13 protein-coding genes and 4 tRNA genes are annotated in these 18,889 nt (G+C 47.2%); 10 read left to right on the top strand and 7 right to left on the bottom strand.

Features of this window, described 5'->3' with window-relative positions:
• Positions 1 to 4 precede the first annotated feature (4 nt).
• From uriH to earP, 4 genes are all read right to left on the bottom strand, one after another.
• A complete protein-coding gene (gene uriH / locus NW199_RS01170; RefSeq protein WP_258333358.1) occupies positions 5 to 943 on the bottom strand; it encodes a uridine-preferring nucleoside hydrolase UriH in 939 nt (312 codons plus the stop codon).
• 2 nt (positions 944 to 945) lie between these two features.
• Complete coding sequence (locus NW199_RS01165; RefSeq protein WP_258333357.1) at positions 946 to 1,878, bottom strand: ribokinase; 933 nt, start codon at positions 1,876 to 1,878, stop codon at positions 946 to 948.
• A gap of 154 nt (positions 1,879 to 2,032) precedes the next feature.
• Positions 2,033 to 2,590, bottom strand: coding sequence for an elongation factor P (gene efp / locus NW199_RS01160; RefSeq protein ID WP_022472813.1), 558 nt, complete (start codon positions 2,588 to 2,590; stop codon positions 2,033 to 2,035).
• Positions 2,591 to 2,739: 149 nt separating this feature from the next.
• Positions 2,740 to 3,849, bottom strand: a complete 1,110-nt coding sequence (gene earP / locus NW199_RS01155; protein WP_258333356.1) for an elongation factor P maturation arginine rhamnosyltransferase EarP — start codon at positions 3,847 to 3,849, stop codon at positions 2,740 to 2,742.
• Between the two features lie 56 nt (positions 3,850 to 3,905).
• Between earP and uvrC the strand changes: the two genes are divergently transcribed.
• The 3 genes from uvrC (at position 3,906) to NW199_RS01140 (ending at position 8,092) form a co-directional block, all read left to right on the top strand.
• On the top strand, positions 3,906 to 5,774 hold the full coding sequence (gene uvrC, locus NW199_RS01150) for an excinuclease ABC subunit UvrC (protein WP_258333355.1): 1,869 nt from the start codon (positions 3,906 to 3,908) through the stop codon (positions 5,772 to 5,774).
• The gene (gene pgsA / locus NW199_RS01145; RefSeq protein ID WP_258333354.1) at positions 5,764 to 6,366 is read left to right on the top strand and encodes a CDP-diacylglycerol--glycerol-3-phosphate 3-phosphatidyltransferase; all 603 of its coding nucleotides are present in this window, start codon (positions 5,764 to 5,766) and stop codon (positions 6,364 to 6,366) included. The genes uvrC and pgsA overlap by 11 nt, the downstream gene beginning before the upstream one ends.
• A 187-nt stretch (positions 6,367 to 6,553) precedes the next feature.
• Complete coding sequence (locus tag NW199_RS01140) at positions 6,554 to 8,092, top strand: Na+/H+ antiporter NhaC family protein (RefSeq protein WP_258333353.1); 1,539 nt, start codon at positions 6,554 to 6,556, stop codon at positions 8,090 to 8,092.
• 75 nt (positions 8,093 to 8,167) lie between these two features.
• On the opposite strand, the gene NW199_RS01135 is transcribed toward NW199_RS01140, so the two are convergent.
• Entirely contained in the window at positions 8,168 to 8,557 is a 390-nt protein-coding gene (locus tag NW199_RS01135; protein WP_258333352.1) for a NirD/YgiW/YdeI family stress tolerance protein, read from the bottom strand.
• Between the two features lie 417 nt (positions 8,558 to 8,974).
• On the opposite strand from NW199_RS01135, the gene NW199_RS01130 reads away from it, so the two are divergent.
• The 4 genes from NW199_RS01130 to NW199_RS01115 all read left to right on the top strand — a co-directional run bounded on the left by NW199_RS01130 (position 8,975) and on the right by NW199_RS01115 (position 9,388).
• Positions 8,975 to 9,050 (top strand) — tRNA-Gly (locus tag NW199_RS01130).
• 20 nt (positions 9,051 to 9,070) lie between these two features.
• A tRNA-Cys gene (locus NW199_RS01125) sits at positions 9,071 to 9,144 on the top strand.
• Positions 9,145 to 9,167: 23 nt separating this feature from the next.
• Positions 9,168 to 9,243, top strand: a tRNA-Gly gene (locus NW199_RS01120).
• A 55-nt stretch (positions 9,244 to 9,298) separates the two neighbouring features.
• Positions 9,299 to 9,388: transfer RNA gene (locus NW199_RS01115), tRNA-Leu, on the top strand.
• A 77-nt stretch (positions 9,389 to 9,465) separates the two neighbouring features.
• Here the strand turns inward: NW199_RS01115 and NW199_RS01110 are convergent.
• Positions 9,466 to 12,057, bottom strand: a complete 2,592-nt coding sequence (locus tag NW199_RS01110) for an autotransporter outer membrane beta-barrel domain-containing protein (protein WP_258333351.1) — start codon at positions 12,055 to 12,057, stop codon at positions 9,466 to 9,468.
• Between the two features lie 264 nt (positions 12,058 to 12,321).
• Here NW199_RS01110 and NW199_RS01105 point away from each other — a divergent pair, with 264 nt between their 5' ends.
• Complete coding sequence (locus tag NW199_RS01105) at positions 12,322 to 13,551, top strand: DUF401 family protein (protein WP_258333350.1); 1,230 nt, start codon at positions 12,322 to 12,324, stop codon at positions 13,549 to 13,551.
• Between the two features lie 79 nt (positions 13,552 to 13,630).
• On the opposite strand, the gene ppsR is transcribed toward NW199_RS01105, so the two are convergent.
• Entirely contained in the window at positions 13,631 to 14,500 is an 870-nt protein-coding gene (gene ppsR, locus NW199_RS01100; RefSeq protein WP_249091837.1) for a posphoenolpyruvate synthetase regulatory kinase/phosphorylase PpsR, read from the bottom strand.
• A gap of 92 nt (positions 14,501 to 14,592) precedes the next feature.
• On the opposite strand from ppsR, the gene ppsA reads away from it, so the two are divergent.
• Positions 14,593 to 16,968 carry a phosphoenolpyruvate synthase gene (gene ppsA / locus NW199_RS01095; protein ID WP_258333349.1) on the top strand — a complete coding sequence of 792 codons (2,376 nt, stop codon included), beginning with the start codon at positions 14,593 to 14,595 and terminating at the stop codon, positions 16,966 to 16,968.
• Positions 16,969 to 17,086: 118 nt separating this feature from the next.
• Complete coding sequence (locus NW199_RS01090) at positions 17,087 to 18,811, top strand: cation:proton antiporter (protein ID WP_258333348.1); 1,725 nt, start codon at positions 17,087 to 17,089, stop codon at positions 18,809 to 18,811.
• Positions 18,812 to 18,889 lie beyond the last annotated feature (78 nt).

Below are 18,889 nucleotides of genomic sequence, written 5' to 3'. Positions count from 1 at the left end.
AAACCTAAAGGTTTTTCACCGCATCGGTGATGAGATTCCAGAAGCGAGTTTGATCAAGCTTGATGGCTACCGATGTATGGCAATCCTCGGGAGCGGGTCTTCTGAGATCAGTAACGGTCATCCCGTTTGAATACCGGCCCCAGCATTCCACGTGCACGACGGCTTTTCGCGTTTGCATAACCATCGGATCAATAACGTAGGCAACGGCACAGGGATCGTGAACCGGCGGTTCGTCAAAACCTTTGGAGCGTTTGTAATTTTCGGAAAAGCGAGTCAACACTTGAGTAAGAAAATGAGCCGCTTGCGAATCAATGCCGGCAATTTCTTTTTTCACAGCTGCCGTTGCCAAAGCTTGATACGTCAGATCCAAACCGACCATGACAATCGGCCATTTTTCTTCGAAAACAATATGGGCCGCTTCCGGATCATTTTCAATGTTAAATTCCGCCATGGGTTTAACGTTGCCGATATGAAAGCCTCCGCCCATCAAAACGACTTCTTTGACACGGTCAACGATTTTCGGTTCAAGTCGAGCGGCCAATGCAATGTTGGTAAGCGGTCCGATCGGCACCAAAGTAACGCTTTTTTCCGGTTCGGCCATGATGGTCTCGACAATGAGCTCGGCCGCGTGACGGCAATCCACTCGATAGTCCGCTTCGGGCAAAGTCGTTCCATCTAAGCCTGATTCACCATGGATGTTGGCGGCAACGACAATTTGGTCACGTAAAAGGGGGCGAGCCGCGCCCGCAGCTATCGGGACGTGATCCAAATGAGCTAACTTGGCGATGCGAAGAGCATTGCGGGTGACTTTTTCAAGAGTTTGATTGCCGGCCACTGTGGTAATGGCTAGAACGTCGATTAAAGGGTTGCCTGCAGCAAGCAAAATGGCTACGGCGTCATCGTAACCCGGGTCACAGTCAATGATAATTTTCTTTTTCTGCATGGTTAGACCTTCATTTCTTTAAATTGAATGACTTCTTCAAAATGCGGAATAGACGGTACGGCTCCACATCTCGTCACGCTAATGGCTGCGGCAAGCATAGCTTCTTCAATAAGAGCTTTAAATTTTTCGATATCCTGTTGCGTCAAATACGCCATGATGGCTTTCATCGCGTAACCGACAAAAGTATCACCCGCACCGGTTGTGTCAACAGCGTTTACGCGGAAAGCATTAAAAGATTGACGAAGGCCGCCCTCAACAGGCAAATCACAAATCATTCCCTTGGCTCCTAGGGTTAAAAATAAGAGCGCCTGAGGGAAATGCTTTCTTAATTCATTCAGTAAAAACGCTTCATTGTCGCTATTTGTTCCCAGGATTCCTTGGGCTTCGGTTTCATTGACAATAAGCGCGTCAACTAAATGAAGCGGGTAGTTAAGTACCTCGGGGGAATAGGGGGCGGGATTAAAGATGGTATGAAGATTTTGCTTTTTGGCATTTTCCAGAGCAAAACCGACGTTGTTGACTTCATTTTGCAATAAGACAAAATCTCCTTCATCTAAGCTCTTAAAGGCCTTTAGTATGACCTCTTTATCAATGGCGTGATTGGTGCCCGCAAAATATAAGATGGCGTTTTCGCCGTCCGGGGTGACCTGAATGACTGTATGGCCGCTCGGGCTTGTTTCATCAATCGTGAGAAAACGGGTGTCTATTCCCGACTCTTTCATGAAGTCGGATAAAAATTGCCCGTCACGGCCTATCACACCGAGGTGCGTAACCGCTAGGCCGCTTCTGGCTGCCGCTATGCTTTGATTAAGACCTTTTCCTCCCATGAAAATGTCTCGGTGAGCGGCCTCAAGTGTTTCGCCTGCCCGCAAAAAATGAGGAACACGATAAACGTAGTCGATATTGATGGATCCGATATTTAAAAGCCGCTTCATAGTGACAAACAAAAAAGTTCGCTAACGGGCTTATTTTAACGGAAGGATTGGAGGACAAATATTTTCAAAGGAGAGAATTTTGTTAAGAAAAACAAAATGAAAAACCCTTGACCGAGGCCAAGGGTTTTTGCACTGAAAATTCAGTTCGTGTGAATTACTTCACGCGAGAACGGTATTCACCCGTGCGGGTGTCCACTTCAATCTTGTCGCCCGTTTCAACGAAAGCGGGAACTTGGAGCACGTAACCCGTGGTGAGGCGGGCAGGCTTCATCACCTTGCCGGAGGTATCACCCTTGACAGCCGGTTCCGTGTATTCGACTTCCCGAACGAGAATCGTGGGCAATTCAACGCTGATGGCGCGGCCTTCGTAGAACACCACTTCAGCGGGCATGCCGTCTTCGAGGTACTTCAAGGCGTCTTCCATAACGTCGGCTTCAACTTCGTATTGGTTGTAGTCGGCGTCCATCCAGACATAGTGCGGGTCAGCGAAGTAGCTGTAGGTCACTTCCTTGCGATCGAGCACGAGGTCTTCAAACTTGTCATCGGCACGATAGACGGTTTCAGTGCCGGCACCGGTGAGCAAGTTCTTCAACTTCATCTTCACCACGGAGGCGTTGCGGCCGCTCTTGGAATATTCAGCCTTCAACACAACCATCGGATCCTTGCCGATCATGACCACGTTGCCGGCGCGCAGTTCTTGTGCAATTTTCATCTTAAATTCTTCCTCTTTGAATCCTTTCACTCTAAATGGATTCGGGAGCGACCCGAACTTTTCAGACTGAAGGGTTCATTAAAAACAGATAGGGAATAAACTCCCAAAGAAACGTTTCTCTTTTCGCTCTTTAGCGAAAACGCAGTATTTTATATTTTTTTTATCTGTTCGGAAAGTTTTTCAGACAGAGAGCCTATCGCCTTTATTTTCTTACTGAAACACTCCGACGCTTTTTTCCATTGATCAAGTCCATCAATTAAGTCGGAAAAAAGTTCAGGGTTAAATTCGCCCTCATTCATCGCTTCTTGCAGTTCACACCACTTTTTAAAAAGTCCCTTATCTTCAAAACAACTTTCAAAACGACTCTCAAGAGCGCGCAACTTCAACATATGAACATCATCATCTTGATGATAAATGTGCCACAAAAAGGGGACTGCGGCGATCATCGCTCGGGCCGCACTGTCTTCACCTCGGATAAATACGATGTCCGATGACCAAAGTAAGGAATCAAATTCTTTTTGCGAGACAAAAGGCAGACAATTCACGGTGACGCGTGAGTTTGTTCGCTTGCTGAGAGCTTCTGCCAGCAATTTGCCGGCTTCGCATTGAGTGACCGATAACTCAATAGGGCGTTTTACGTCACACAATGCCTGCGCAATTTTTTCAATGGGGCCATAGGGGTAAGCAAAAAAGAGAACACGAAGCGCGTTTGGGTTTTTAAGTTGCTTGGACAGAAACAGATGCTTACTGTGTTCGTAGTCTTTTTCAATAATAAGTCCGCCTGATTTTTCTGTAACGCCTGGAAAATAATTGGTTTTAATCAACCCACTGGCCGGATCGATTGAGGGGACAAGATGGCAATCTTCAATCCAGTCTTCCGCGCTGAAATAATCAATGTTAAACCAGGCGGGAGAGGTTTTTGCCATTTTTGCCTGATAGTCTGGCGGCAGTCTGCAGGCAAAGCCTTCTATCACCACGCTAGCCGGAAGCAGGGGGCAGGAGGCCGTATCCCAGTCTTTTTTCCATAAACAGACTTCAATGGACTCATCGGAACCAATTTTTTCGGTCGGGGTCTGAGAAGCGCAGCCAGCCAATGCGCACAATGTGCTCGGATCGTCAATGATGAGTCTGACAGCATAGCCCTCGGCGCGAAGCGCCCGTGCCAACCGCCACATGACGCCGGCATCGCCGAAGTTATCTATAACGCGGCAGAAAATATCAACATCAAGGCAAGTGGCGGCTTTTTGCACGGCAGGCATAAACAATTACAATGTTTCAAAATTAAAAAAGACAGTGTAAGCGAAGCGAGAGAAAAATGGCGTTTGATGCCAAACCGATTCTTAAAAATCTTCCCGGTTTGCCCGGTGTTTACCGTTACTTTGATGAAGCGGGCCAGTGCCTGTATGTGGGAAAGGCCCGTGATTTGAAGAGACGGGTCTCAAGCTACTTTCAGAAAAACGATCTAAGTCCCCGTATTGCCATTATGGTCTCCCAAATCGCCCGGATGGAAACAACGGTTACCCGCTCCGAGGCCGAGGCCCTTTTACTTGAGAATAATTTAATCAAGACGCTTTCTCCTAAATACAACATTCTGTTTCGCGATGATAAGAGCTACCCTTACCTAAAAATCAGCGCCGAAGATTTCCCGAGAGTGTCGTATTACAGAGGAGGGGTGGATAAAAAAAGTCGTTTTTACGGCCCCTATCCCAATTCGCAAAGTGTGAAAGAAGCCATTCAAATACTGCAAAAGGTTTTTAAGCTTCGCACTTGTGAAGGCCCTGTTTTTAAAAACCGTTCCCGAGTTTGTCTGCTAGCGCAAATCGGCCGGTGCTCCGGACCTTGTGTGGGGGCGATCAGCCAAGAGGATTACGCCCGTGATGTAGCCCGCGCTGAACAATTTTTGGATGGAAAGTCCGAAGATCTTTTAAGTGAAATGCAAGGGCGCATGTTGCAGTTTTCCGAACGGTTGGAGTTTGAAAAAGCGGCTGTTGTGCGCGATCAAATCGCAGCTTTGTCAAATGTCTTGCACCGCCAAACGGTTGAAACAACAGGCTCAGACGTGGACGCAGACATTATTACAGTGGCCTCTCAAGGCTCGAATGTGTGCGTTAATTTGGCCATGGTTCGAGGCTCCAGACACTTGGGCGACAGGGCCTATTTCCCCAATATTCCGAAAGGTCAGTCTGTTGACAAGGTAGAAGTCTTCGAAGCCTTTGTGAGTCAACACTATGAGTCCATGCCGGTACCGACTCTGATCATTACGGATGTGCCGGGACAAAAAGAAGAATTGGAAAGCGTTTTGTCCGAGTTGTCCGAGCGTCGGGTGACCGTTGTTCACTCTCCAATCGGCGTCAGACGTGAGTGGCTCAATATGTGTAAGACAAACGCCGATATCGCTCTTGCAAGACATTTGGCATTGGAAGGCTCTCAGCTTTCACGCTTAAAAGAATTGTGTGAAGTGTTGGAGATCTCGGTTCCCAATGACGATTGGATGAAGGTCAGACTTGAATGCTTTGATATCAGCCACACATCAGGAGAGGCTACGCAAGCTTCCTGCGTTGTCTACGAAGGAGCGGGAATGGCGCACAATTTATATCGACGCTTCAACATCACCGGAATTGAGCCCGGAGATGATTATGCGGCGATGCGTCAGGTGATTGAAAGACGCTATTTGCCTGTTAGCCGAGGAGAGGCTCAACTACCTACGGTTGTGCTCATCGACGGTGGAAAAGGGCAGGTAAAAATGGCTAAAGACGTTTTTACCGAACTGGGGTTAGATACTTCGGTTATTGTCGGCGTGGCCAAAGGCGAGGGAAGAAAGGTCGGATTGGAAACACTGGTTTTTGCCGATGAATCCAGAGAGCCGCTCGAACTCGGTCGCCAATCCCAGGCATTAATGCTTGTAGCGGAAATTCGTGACGAGGCCCACCGTTTTGCCATCACCGGAATGAGGGCCAAGCGGGCCAAAACAAGAAACACTTCAAAATTAGAGGATTTTGAAGGCATCGGCCCTAAGAGACGTCAAAAATTATTGAGCCGTTTTGGGGGAATGCGCGGATTGAAGAACGCAAGTATCGAAGATATTGCTACAATCGAGGGGATTTCGCGAAAGCTTGCCGAGCGGATCTACCTTCAGTTGCATGGGCAAGCGCCTAAAGAGTTGTCAGAAAGCGATGAGTCGTAAACCACTACCGGTGAATGTGCCGATGATTTTGACGTGGGCGCGTATTGCGCTCATCCCGTTGATTATCGGGGTATTCTATATTCCAGATCATATTCTTTCGCCCTTCATGCAAAACGTGTGGGCGACCGTGATATTTACTGTGGCGGCGTTAACCGATGCCTTTGACGGTTATTTTGCCCGACGCTACAACATGGAAAGCGCTATCGGCGCTTTCTTGGACACTTCGGCCGATAAGCTGATGGTCTGTGCGGCGCTGATTATTTTGCTCGACTTTAATCGGGTCGATATGCTGGTGGCTTTGATCATCATCGGTCGTGAGATCACGGTGACAGCTCTTCGTGAATGGATGGCCAAGGTGGGGGCGGCCGCCCGAGTCAAAGTGAATTGGTATGGCAAGATCAAGGCCATAGCCCAAATGGTTGCGATCCCGATGCTGCTTTTTTACGAAACGATTTTCGGCATTTCCATGGCTTGGTTGGGAACGATCCTGATTTACATTGCGGCAATTTTGACGGTTTACTCCATGATTGTTTACCTGAGAGCCGCCGGTCCTTATTTGAGCTCAGAACCTAAGACCAAACAAGATAATTAAGATTGCTTGAGTGACGATAAAAGGCTTGGATAAAAATCTGAGCCTTTTTATTTTTTTATCATTGAAAAGTTATATTATTGCCGATAGAGTTTTTTTCATCGAATTTCAAAGGCTTAAGTCTTCCATCGGGATAATCTTTTGTTACAATTAATCACTTCACTTTAATTTTCTAAGAGGAATCCTCAGAATGGATCCGTTTAATGCAGGTTGGCTATCTATTTTGCCGCCGGTGATTGCCATTGTTTTGGCGCTCTGTACCAAGGAAGTGATCTCTTCTCTTTTGATTGGTATTTTATCCGGCACCTTCATTTATGCCGTTGGTATGGATCATACCAACCTTTTGATGGGGACGGTTCAAACGACTTTCAAACTGATGAGCACCAAAGTGGACTTCAATATTTTGATGTTCTGCACGATGTTGGGCGCTCTGGTTTATACCATCAGCATGGCAGGCGGAAGCCGTGCGTACGGTGATTGGGCTATTCGTCGAATTAAAAGTCGTAAAGCATCTCTTTTGGCTTCCGGCGGGTTAGGAGCCTTCATCTTTATTGATGACTATTTCAATTGTCTCACGGTCGGCACCGTTATGCGTCCGGTTACCGATACGTATGGCGTTTCCCGCGCTAAGCTTGCTTATATCATCGACTCCATGGCAGCTCCCGTTTGTATCATTGCGCCGATTTCTTCCTGGGCGGCGGCCGTTGGAAGCAGTCTGAAATCAACCGGTGCGTTTGAAAGTGATTTCTCGGCATTCATCTCAACGATTCCCTATAACTTCTACGCTCTTACCTGCATTGCCATGGTCTTTATCCTCTGTTTCTTCCAGTTGGACTTCGGACCGATGCGCCGCGCGGAAGAACGTGCCCAAAAGGGTGACGTAGGCAGCATGGATACTGCAACCGATCAAATGCGTGTGAGTGAAAAAGGCACGATTTGGGATATGGTAGTACCGATTGGCGCTTTGATTGTCTTTGCCGTCTTATGCTTAATGTACTCGGGTGGTTATTGGGGCGATGATCCGGCTTATCATTCCTTTGCCGCTTCTTTAGGTAACAGCTCTGCCTCTGAAGCATTGGTATGGTCTTCTTTCGGTGCCCTGGTGGTGGCTTTCCTGATGTTTGTGCCCCGCAAGGTTGTCTCTTTCCGTGATTTCATGGACGGTTCTGTGGAAGGTATGAAGATGATGCTGCCGGCCAATATCATTTTGGTGTTGGCTTGGACGATTTCCGGCGTGTGCCGTGACTTGCTTCAAACGCCGCTTTTTGTTGAATCGCTTGTGACAACGGGCGGGTTCTCCGCTATGTGGTTGCCCGCTGCAGTGTTTGCGTTGGCAGCGTTTCTGTCGTTCTCAACCGGTACCGCTTGGGGTACATTCGGTATCTTGATTCCGATTATTGTGCCGGTGGCTCAAGCTTTGGATCCCAACTTGGTTGTTGTCTCGTTGGCGGCTACTTTAGCCGGTTCAGTATTCGGAGACCACTGCTCGCCGATTTCGGATACGACCATTTTGTCATCGGCCGGCGCCGGCTGTTCGCACATTGAACACGTGGCCACGCAGTTACCCTACGCTTGGGTCTGCGCTATTGCTTCTTTTGCCGGTTACGTTGTGGCAGGCCTAACGGAAGCTAATGCTTACGCTAGTTTGGCAACCTCTTTCGTTACCTTAGTAGCCCTGATGGTGATCTTGCACCTCTTGGGGAACAAGCGAACAGCTCAGCTTGCATAGTACGGAAGTTTTGCTAATGCAGAAAAGGCCCTTTCGGGCCTTTTCTGTTAGCTGCTGTCGCCTTGGGTGAGGCTATTATTGAAGACGCTTGGCGTCAATCACATCCAATTCGATTGAGACAAAGTCTTTGTCCACTTCCGCCACGATTTCCATCAATGCGTCTTTGTGTACTTGAGACCAGTTTTGGTCATCATCGAGTTCAGCGACAATCTTGTCTCCCTTAACGTCGGTAAACTCAAATTTTTCTTTGCTCAATTGTTTGGTGAAGCGACCTTGTAAAGTGACGAGCTGATCGTCATGAGCTTCTTTTTTCAATTGTGCAATGGAATCCATCTTCTGAAGGGTAAAGCCTTGCGGGGCACCGGGGCGTTCCTGAGCACCGAAACCGGTCGGACCAGCTGCCAGAGCAGCAAACGGAACGGCTAACGCACAGAGGGCGGCGGCTAATGTGGCTTTCTTCAACATGGTGTATCTCCTATTGTTTTAATCTTCGTTTTTCTTGACTAGCAGTTTAGAGGTGCAAACTTAGAACAAAAATAGGAAAAACTTAGCGCTTCCTAAGTCAGTGCAAAAATTTGCAACAGAAACTGAAGATAAGATTTGATTGCGAGTGTAGGATCAATAAAAGTTCAGTATTTTTCAGGCCTAGACAATTCATTCACTGTACATGACTTGGCTTTTTCCGCTTATGCCTTTGAGCTGTTTGACAGAAACTCTTACTGGTAGGTTAGATGAAAAACCGGTAGACGTTGTGTACACAAAGTCCGGCATAAGCTGAAATAGCGTACGGGTTCGATTCCCGTCCCGCCATCCAACTTAGGAAAATTGTATTTTTCTCTTGACAAGGCAAGTCCCATCATTAAAATAACAAATCTCTTCGACGCGGGAATAGCTCAGTTGGTAGAGCGCAACCTTGCCAAGGTTGAGGTCGCGAGTTCGAGACTCGTTTCCCGCTCCATCCTCTTTTTAGAGTGTGATGGCGCGATAGCAAAGCGGTTATGCAGCGGATTGCAAATCCGTATAGAGCGGTTCGACTCCGCTTCGCGCCTCCAAACTTATGTAGGGGAGTCGAAATGCGGGAATAGCTCAGTTGGTAGAGCGCAACCTTGCCAAGGTTGAGGTCGCGAGTTCGAGACTCGTTTCCCGCTCCAGAATAATAAAAATAAGCCGACCCCACTTGGTTGGCTTATTTTTCACCGGTTGGTAGGCCGGGTGACGGAACTGGTAGACGTAGCGGACTTAAAATCCGCCGCCAATTAAAACGGCGTACGGGTTCGATTCCCGTCCCGGCCACCAAAAAGATAGAACCTGGGGTGTAAAAGCCCCAGGTTTTTTCTTATCTAATAATTTCTTTGCTCCAGTCAATAAATTGATTAATAGCGGTACTCCACTTGAGCTTTACCGCTTATGCCTTCGCGTTGGCCGACATAGCCTCTTATTTTCAAATCAACAACCCAGGGAGAATCCTCTGATTTGTATCGAAGACCTAAGGATCCAATACCCATGGAGCCACGCATTGAGGCTGCATCGGCAATTTTTTCTCCGTTCGCTTCAACGTGCACATCCGGCGTAAAGTCATATTGGTAGGCTAAACCTGTATAAGCCCAGAAAGAATTCTGAAGCGGGAAGTAGAGGCGCCCGCCCACACGGATACGAGAGCTTCCCACAGAATCGAAATCAAATTGATTATTGACGCCGTCAGCAAAAATATCCGTGCTGTCGCTTGGCAGATAGGTATAGAAGTACTTCATAAAGAAGTCGGCTTTCATATTTTCTCCGACATCAATAATGCGACCGGCACCGACATGAACACCGAAATAGTTACTGGAGAGATCGTAGCCGTGAGCTACGCCGTTGCCATCGACCAGGCCTCGGCTGACTTCTGTTTCGGTTTTACCGGCTCGCAACGAACCTTCCGCATACCATCCGGCCGTGTTTTTGATTCGCGCGGAGATTCCCGCGCCGTAATATTTCACTTCACCGCTAAAACGCCTATCAATATTGAGGTAGGACATTTCTTCTGTGTAGTCACCGTTACCGGTTTCTACAAAAAGGTTTAAAAGCAGGGGATTGCCGTTTAGCATGAGTGAATTAGCCCAACCTGCGGCAGCCGTAAAGCCGTGAACATCAATATGTCCGTGTGTGCTGTAATTACTTTGAACGCCGTCAATGGATGCGAAAGTTCTCAACCCCCAGTGATAATCACGGGCGGTTGCATCCAGATTATCCATAATCAATTCTGCTCCATGGTTAACAAAGAATAGGCTCATGTTTCGATTATTGGAGACAAGCTTTAATTGTTGACTGGGCGCTGTCCCCTGAAGTTTGAAATCGACAGATTTTTCATCTCGGTTATTCTCAATAATGCCGATTGAGTCTTGAGTAATTGTTGAGGGTATGGCCACTTCTTGCCCATTGTCGTAGAACGGATTGAATTGAATTGCGGTCTTACCTTTAATAAGAGACATTTGTTCTCCGAAATGATTTTCTAATCGATCATCAAAACGGATATTGTTTACATCAATTTTTAAGGAAGCAGAGGAGATATCAGTCTCTCCCCATACATTTAAAATACTTCCCCCATTCTTCCATTTGAAATCAGTAAATGCAATGGAGTCAAATTGCTCTAGCCCTCCGATATTACCCTTCCATTTACGGACAACCAAAGTATTGTTGTTTGCCTTTCCAAAAGTATTGTGACCTAAAAAGATTGCCTTAGTTAAGTCATTTTTATGAAAATCGTCTGATAAGGATTCAAGAATAATCGTGTTATTAACGACGGATACATCCGTGAATATGTCCGATCCGCCTGCTGAAATTGTAAGGGGACCTTCACTATCTTCGGCAATTTTTACATCAATGAGATGTATGGTATTGCCGCTCACAGTAGCGGATGACAACCATGAGTCTCCACCCAGAATGTAAGCTTCGTTATCAGGATGGAGCGTTGTATTTGAGATTAATATAGTGCCGTTGTGAATACTTCCGGTTGAATTGAAAGAGGTCGCTATTTTCTTGAAATGAATTTCAGAATTGTCAATGAAAACAGCATTACCATCTGCGTTAAATACTCGGTCTTCTTCAAAATCACTGAGATCCAGGTATCCGCCTAAAATTCTGCTCGCATAGAATTGACTGTCAACAATCTCGACGCGATTATCTGAAACATTGCCACTGGCCGCTTGCCCACCTACGATATTTTGAAAAACTGAAATGTTTTCATTCTCTGTCGAAGAACTTTCCCCAAACGAGTTAATTTTGACCCCATTGTGGTGGACATCGGCGGTATGCAATTTGGCTCCGTACAAGCTAGGAGCGATCAATGATTCTTTAACTACTTTACCTTTAAATGATAGTAATGAGTTACTGGTTCCTTCTACCACGACACGATTATAGGAAGCCACCTGATTTGTGTCAGACTGGTCATTTGAATAAGCGCCGATGATTTCCGTATAGGAGTGAAATACACCGCCTGTAACGACGACTTTGTTGCCATACATATTGGCGCTATCAGACTTCGCAGCGGCAATTTTTCCGGCACCCTCATTATCACTGTTTGATAATGCTTGAGGATAAAACTCACCGCCTTCCATATTCAGTGTGTTGTTATAGACATCAGAGTCGGCTGAAAAGGCGGCAAAAATATAGACATCGGTCGGATCTATTGATGTACCGATATCGCCATTCACCCATGTCAAAGTATTGTTGCCAACTTCAGCATTTTTATCTTTGGTATAGGCAAAGTACAAGTGAAGGGCGTGATCTATTGGCTCAGTAAGTTTAACTTCATATTGGTAACCCGAAAGATCTTCACTGAGCTGAAGCTCATCGTGGGTGCCCAGATCGACAATGTATTCTTTTTCTGATTTTTCAATATTAGTGAATGTCGTCTCGGCCGATACACATTGAAAACTAAGAGCTCCCCAGATACCGAGAAGAGCTTTAAATAAGAGTGTTTTTTTCAAATCAATTTTCCTTCAAGGGAAGATATTTATTAAAGTAGACACTTAAACGAGTTAATCACTAATAGGAAAATAGCTAAAAGGATATGACCGGTTGAAAATGTCAAGCTATTGGGTAATAGCTTTTTTTAGATATGGTGAAAGACAGAGTGGACGTGTTTTCAGAATATATCAAGCTGAATGTAGCACCTTTACGTTAAAAGCGAAAGTTTTTTCGTAAAAAGCGAGTACTATTTCCAAATTCAATGATTAACAATAACAAAGACTATGATTTTCCTCATCATCACTTTGGCGATGGTTATCACGCTCTTTTTGTTGCGTCGTCGCCAACCCATTGGTATCGCTATTTTGGTTGGCGGTATTTTCATCTGGTTGTGTACCGATCCGACTTTCAAAGAACTCAAAGACGCTGTTATTCAAATGGCGACAACTCCGAGAAGTTACGACTTGGTGGGAGCTCTTTATTTAGTGATCTGTTTGGAGATTGAATTAAGAAAGAGCGGTTGCTTAGCCGGCATGGTTGAGGCTCTTTCAAGGATGTTTTCCAGTCGCAGGTTTACGTTAGCTGTGATGCCGGCCTTTTTGGGGCTGTTGCCCTCCATTGGTGGGGCAAGATTCTCTGCCCCGATTGTGGAAGAAGCTTCAAAAGGTTTTGAAGCCAAACCGGAAGACAAAGCGGCCATCAATTTCTGGTTCCGTCATATTTTTGAATTTTCCAGCCCCTTGGTGCCGGGCATGATTTTGGCTTGCGGCATCGCCGGCGTCAAAATTGGTGATCTGATTGTGCACTTGGGTTGGCTTACCATCGTGGCTTTTATTCTCGGCTGGTTTGTCATGGTTCGGGGATTAAAGCAGACTGTAGCCACTCGCACGGAAGTTTCCAATGAAGAAGCCAAGCGTCACAACATGGACTTTGTTCTGTCTCTGACACCTGTGATTGCCAACGTGGTTTTGATGGTGGCCTTTGGTCTTCAGGCTTCTGTTTCCATGATTATCGTTGTCGTGGCCATGATTCCGCTTTTAATGTTCTTTAATCGCCATGTCAGTGTCAGGGAAGTTTTCATCGGCGCTTTGGACTACAAGATGTTTGCTAACGTCATTTGTATTTTGTTGTTCATTGCCCTTTTGGAAAGCACGGGTGTTTTGGCGCTTTTGGTTGCCGCTTTTGAATCGTCTCCGTTGCCGATTCCTGTGATCATTGGTTTCTTGAGTTTCATTATTGGGTTGCTCACGGGTATTTCTCAGGGGCACGTTGCGATTATGATGCCGATCGTTGCCGGCATTTCCATGGGAGATTTGGATTTGGTGGGCGTGGCCATGGTCTTTGGTGTGGCTGGGCAAATGGTAACACCGACACACTTGTGTCTGACCATTACGGTGGACTACTTTAAGAGTGATTTCTTTAAGACCTTAAAGCCTGTTTTGTGTGCTCAAATTCCGCTTGCCATCATCTTTATCGCGGTGTCTTACTTTACTTGGGGAACCGGTTGGTTCTAGCTTAAGCAGAAATTTTTCAGTTAAAAAAAGAGCACGCTTTACGGTTTTCGTAGCGTGCTCTTTTAGCTACCGGTGTGCCTTAATCAATTTTATGAGCATTGTGAAGGTTAAGTTCGGCCATGATGGTGGCGGAGATTTCTTCAATGGAACGGCTCGTGGAACTGAGCCACTTGATTCCTTCCCGGCGCATCATGTTTTCCGCTGCTTCAATTTCCTGTCGGCAGTTTTCCAAAGAGGCATAACGGCTGCCCGGACGGCGTTCGTTGCGGATTTGAGACAGACGCTCCGGTGAAATGGAAAGTCCGAAAAGCTTATCGCGCTTATCTTGGAGGACTTCAGGAAGTTCACCACGTTCGAAATCTTCGGGAATGAGCGGATAGTTGGCAGCCTTCACGCCAAACTGCATGGCTAAGAAAAGGCTTGTTGGTGTTTTACCTGAACGGCTCACACCGACCAAAATGACATCGGCTTCATTTAAGCCTTTGTTCATTTGTCCGTCATCGTGCGCGAGTGAATAGTTAATGGCTTCGATACGGCGGTTATACCGTTCTTCATCCTTGATCACATGGCTTCGGCCCATGGAGTGCGCGGATTTCAAACCCGTTTCCTGTTCAATTTCTTTAATGAAACTGCGGAAAAATTCGATGCGGAAACCCTGGCATTTTTCGGTGAACGTTTTGTGGATGTTCACATCGACAAAGGTTGAGAAGACCAAGGGACGGACACCTGAGCGGATGTACGCGTCATTGATCTTTTGGGCTGCCAAAACAGCCTTTTCGGGAGTATCGATAAATGGAATACGAACTTGATCGTATTGCAGATCGGTAAATTGGGTAAGCACCGAGTGCGCGAGCGTTTCAGCGGTAATGGCTGTGGCGTCCGAGACAATAAACACAGTGCGCTTCCCGCTTTTATGAGCGGTTTCGTCTTTTTCAAGAGTATTGAACATAAAGGGCCTGAGATTAAAAAATTACCCGAAATGAATCGGTTGTCGCTACAATTCAGATATTCTAACAATCCAATCCTTTTTGGGGGAAGAAAATGCCGCAAGGTCGTTATGTATTTCCGTTTAGCCAACTGCGTATGACCGACGTCGATCGCGTTGGTGGTAAAAACGCCTCTTTAGGTGAATTACTGAGCCAACTGACGAGCGCCGGAATCCGGGTTCCTGACGGTTTCGCCACGACTGCCGAAGCGTTCCGCTTGTTCCTGACAGAAAACAACCTCGAAGAACGCATCAATGATCGACTCAAAGATCTCAATGTTGAAGATGTGAAGGCTCTTGCACAGGCCGGTGCAGAAATCCGTAAGATGATTGAAGAAGCACCCTTCCCCGCAGAGCTGGAAAAGGAAATTCGTGAATTCTACGAATGGTTAAAGGACGGCCAAGAAGAAATCAGCGTGGCCGTTCGTTCTTCTGCGACCGCCGAAGACTTGCCGGATGCATCTTTTGCCGGTCAACAGGAGACCTATCTGAACGTGGTCGGTATTGATCAGGTCTTGAGCCGTATGCGTGAAGTTTTCGCTTCACTTTATAACGACCGCGCCATCAGCTACCGTGTCCACAAGGGCTTTACGCACTCTGAAGTGGCTTTGTCGGCCGGCGTGCAACGCATGTGCCGCTCCGACAAGGGCGCCGCCGGCGTGATGTTCACGCTTGACACCGAAAGCGGTTTTGATCAAGTGGTCTTTATCACGGCCAGCTACGGTTTAGGTGAAACAGTGGTTCAAGGCGCTGTGAACCCGGATGAATTCTATGTTCATAAGCCCATGCTTGCCGCGGGCAACTTCCCGATCATTCGCCGCACGTTAGGCAGCAAACTGATCAAGATGGAATTTGACACCGATGCCAAGAGTGGCCGCAGTGTTCGCACGGTTGATGTGAGCGCTGAAGACCGCCGCCACTTCGCCATCACGGATGACGATGTCATTGAATTGGCCAAGTTCGCCACGATTATTGAAAAGCACTATGGTCGTCCGATGGATATCGAATGGGGCAAGGACGGTATCGATGGCAAGATTTACATTTTGCAGGCTCGTCCTGAAACGGTTAAGAGCCGTCAGAATACGGCTGACGTCCAACAACGCTTTACCTTAAAGAGCAAAGGTCGTGTGTTGGTGACCGGCCGCGCTATCGGTCAAAAGATCGGTATGGGTCCGGTGCGTATCGTTGAAGATGCAAGCGAAATGGAACGTGTTCAGGCCGGTGATGTTCTGGTTACAGATATGACCGATCCGAACTGGGAACCGGTGATGAAGCGCGCCAGCGCTATTGTGACCAACCGCGGCGGTCGTACCTGCCACGCAGCCATTATTGCTCGTGAATTGGGTATTCCGGCTGTGGTCGGTTGCGGCGATGCAACCGAACGCCTGGCCGAAGATATGGAAGTGACCGTTTCTTGCGCCGAAGGCGATACCGGTAAGATCTACGAAGGCCGTCAAGAAGTTCAAATTGAAGAAGTCAAGCGCGGCGCCTTGCCTGATATTCCCGTGAAGATCATGATGAATGTCGGCAATCCGCAATTGGCTTTTGAATTCCAATCCATCCCCAATAAGGGTGTGGGTCTGGCTCGCTTGGAATTCATTATCAATAACAATATCGGTATCCATCCGAAGGTGGTTCTCGATTATCCGAACGTTGATGGTGAATTGCGTGACGCGGTTGAACGTTTGAGCGCCGGCTACAAGAGCCCGGTTGATTTCTTCGAAATGAAGATTGCCGAAGGTGTGGCTACGATTGCCGCTGCTTTCTGGCCGAAGAAGGTGATCGTTCGCTTGTCCGACTTCAAGAGCAACGAATATCGTAAGTTGATCGGCGGTGATCGTTACGAACCGGATGAAGAAAATCCGATGTTGGGCTTCCGCGGCGCCTCCCGCTACATCGCCAACAGCTTTGCCGAGTGCTTCCGTATGGAATGCCGCGCGATGAAGTTTGTCCGCGATACGATGGGCCTGACCAATGTTGAATTGATGGTGCCGTTTGTTCGTACGCTCGATGAAGCCCGTCAAACGATTGAAATCATGGAACGCAACGGTCTAAAGCGCGGTGAAAACGGTTTGCGCGTCAACATGATGTGTGAAATTCCGTCTAATGCGGTTTTGGCTGACAAGTTCCTTGACTACTTCGACGGTTTCTCGATCGGCTCCAACGATATGACTCAGTTGACATTGGGTCTGGACCGTGACTCCGGTCTCGTGGCAGCCAGCTTTGACGAACGTAACGAAGCCGTGAAGGTCCTGCTTTCAATGGCAATCCGTGCCTGCCGTGCTCGCGGCAAGTACGTTGGCATCTGCGGTCAAGGTCCTTCTGACCATGAAGATTTAGCTCAATGGCTCATGGACGAAGGCATTGAATCCGTCTCCTTGAATCCGGATACGGTGGTTGATACCTGGAGACGTTTGGCTGCCTCCAAGTAATCGATAAGACTGCTTGTTAATAGTCAAAAGACCGGTTCAAAAAACCGGTCTTTTTGTATGGTTGTCGGCTTAAAAGTTTTATACTCCGACGACAAATATTTTTGTGGAAATTGCGGACATGCCCGATCAAGTTGAACTAATCACTACACTGGCCTGGGGGTTGGGATTATCTTTGATTTTCGGATACTTAGTCAGTCTTATCCGTATGCCGGCCTTGGTCGGTTACCTGTTGGCCGGTGTTTGTATTGCTCCGACAACGCCCGGTTTCGTCGGGAATTTGGATTTAGCCGGTCAACTTTCTGAGGTCGGTGTCATTTTGTTGATGTTTGGCGTCGGTCTGCATTTTTCACTCAAGGATCTTTTGCAAGTAAAAGCGGTGGCGGTGCCGGGAGCCATCTTGCAGATGACGGCTACAACCGTGATCGGCACGATCATGGCCTATTTTGTTTGGGATTGGCCATTGACGGGGGCCTTTATTCTCGGAGTGGCGCTTGCCTGCGCTTCAACGGTTGTGATGACCAAGGCACTCGATGCTCGTGGAATCCTTCAGACCGTGCGCGGCCGTCTGGCCGTGGGCTGGCTTGTTGTACAAGATCTGGTGACCGTACTTTTGCTCGTTTTATTGCCGACCATCGGTACATTATCCGCTAATGAATCCATTTCTTTAACTCAGTTGTCGGGGCAGATTTTGGGCACGGCAACGCTCGTGGTGGGCTTTGTCGCTTCCATGGTGATTATCGGCAGGCGTGTCCTACCTTGGATTTTGATGCGTACGGTTAAGACCGGCTCCCAAGAACTTTTCACCCTGTGCGTGATCGCCATAGCCATTACGGTTGCTTACGCCTCTTCGACCATTTTCCATGTTTCGTTCGCATTGGGTGCCTTTTTTGCCGGCATGATGATGCGCGAGAGCGAATATTCACATCGTGCGGCTTTACAAACTTTACCCCTTCAGGACGCCTTCTCCGTCATCTTCTTTTTAGGTATCGGCATGTTGTTTGATCCCAAGGTATTGATTGAGCATCCCTTTGAGATCATTTTCGTTGTTTTATTGGTTGTCTTTGTTAACAGTACCGTGGCCGGTTTTTGGGTCCGTCGAAAGGGCTATCGTTTAATTGATGCGACCACTGTTGGTTTGGCGGTTTCTCAGGTCGGTGAATTCTCGTTTATTTTGTCGGGTCTGGCCGTTTCCATGGGTCTTGCGGGTCGTGAAGAGCTCTCGCTTATTGTGGCAGCGGGTCTAATTACCATTGCACTGAATTCCATTTCTTTTGCTGGGCTACGTCCGTTTATGAGACGCTTTTTCCCGGAATTGATCCAGCAAGCCGAGCAAGAAGATTTAGACGAAGATGGCGATGGCATCCGCAATCGTATCTTAATTGTCGGTGCGGGTATTACCGGACGGGAGCTCTATAAGAAGTTCGAGAATACAGATTTTGATACCTACATCATCGAAAAGCAGGCCGAACGATCCATGCAGCAGGAGTTGGGAGAACATTTTATTTTCGCTGATGCCTCTCACCCGTTGGTTTTATCCAAATTAAATTTGGAAAAGACTCGCTGGGTTTTGATTACAACGTCTGAAGCATTAATTGCCCGCAGTATCGCTGATCAAGTGGCAAAAATTGATCCTCAGGTCAAAGTGTTGGCTCTATCGGATAAAGAAGGCGACAGAGATTTCTTTATTTCTCGCTCCGGTCAGTTGGATCCCAACGTCAGTGCTTTAATTGAAACTCGTAAAGAAATTGCGGACAGTATTTTTGAGTGTGTCGAGCAAGACGACCAAGAGCAAAGAAAAAGCCGTCGAAACAGCAAAAAAAATATAAAAAAAATCCCCGAATAACACTCGTGAATGCGTACAATTAACCATTGGACGCCAAAAAATTCTAATGGGTGTCAATTCCCTTGATCGTTGATTTTT

The sequence above is a fragment of the Parasutterella secunda genome (assembly GCF_024733725.1).
In the GTDB taxonomy this organism is placed as follows: Bacteria; Pseudomonadota; Gammaproteobacteria; order Burkholderiales; family Burkholderiaceae_F; genus Aphodousia; species Aphodousia faecalis.
Note: the sequence above shows the minus strand (reverse complement) of the source record. Positions and strands in the feature narration are given on the sequence as shown.

Bases quoted from the DNA above. Each gene is read 5' to 3' on its own strand.
- uriH (WP_258333358.1), bottom strand. From the start codon at position 943: ATGCAGAAAAAGAAAATTATCATTGACTGTGACCCGGGTTACGATGAC.
- NW199_RS01165 (WP_258333357.1), bottom strand. From the start codon at position 1,878: ATGAAGCGGCTTTTAAATATCGGATCCATCAATATCGACTACGTTTAT.
- efp (WP_022472813.1), bottom strand. From the start codon at position 2,590: ATGAAAATTGCACAAGAACTGCGCGCCGGCAACGTGGTCATGATCGGC.
- earP (WP_258333356.1), bottom strand. From the start codon at position 3,849: ATGCCTGCCGTGCAAAAAGCCGCCACTTGCCTTGATGTTGATATTTTC.
- uvrC (WP_258333355.1), top strand. From the start codon at position 3,906: ATGGCGTTTGATGCCAAACCGATTCTTAAAAATCTTCCCGGTTTGCCC.
- pgsA (WP_258333354.1), top strand. From the start codon at position 5,764: ATGAGTCGTAAACCACTACCGGTGAATGTGCCGATGATTTTGACGTGG.
- NW199_RS01140 (WP_258333353.1), top strand. From the start codon at position 6,554: ATGGATCCGTTTAATGCAGGTTGGCTATCTATTTTGCCGCCGGTGATT.
- NW199_RS01135 (WP_258333352.1), bottom strand. From the start codon at position 8,557: ATGTTGAAGAAAGCCACATTAGCCGCCGCCCTCTGTGCGTTAGCCGTT.
- NW199_RS01105 (WP_258333350.1), top strand. From the start codon at position 12,322: ATGATTTTCCTCATCATCACTTTGGCGATGGTTATCACGCTCTTTTTG.
- ppsR (WP_249091837.1), bottom strand. From the start codon at position 14,500: ATGTTCAATACTCTTGAAAAAGACGAAACCGCTCATAAAAGCGGGAAG.
- ppsA (WP_258333349.1), top strand. From the start codon at position 14,593: ATGCCGCAAGGTCGTTATGTATTTCCGTTTAGCCAACTGCGTATGACC.
- NW199_RS01090 (WP_258333348.1), top strand. From the start codon at position 17,087: ATGCCCGATCAAGTTGAACTAATCACTACACTGGCCTGGGGGTTGGGA.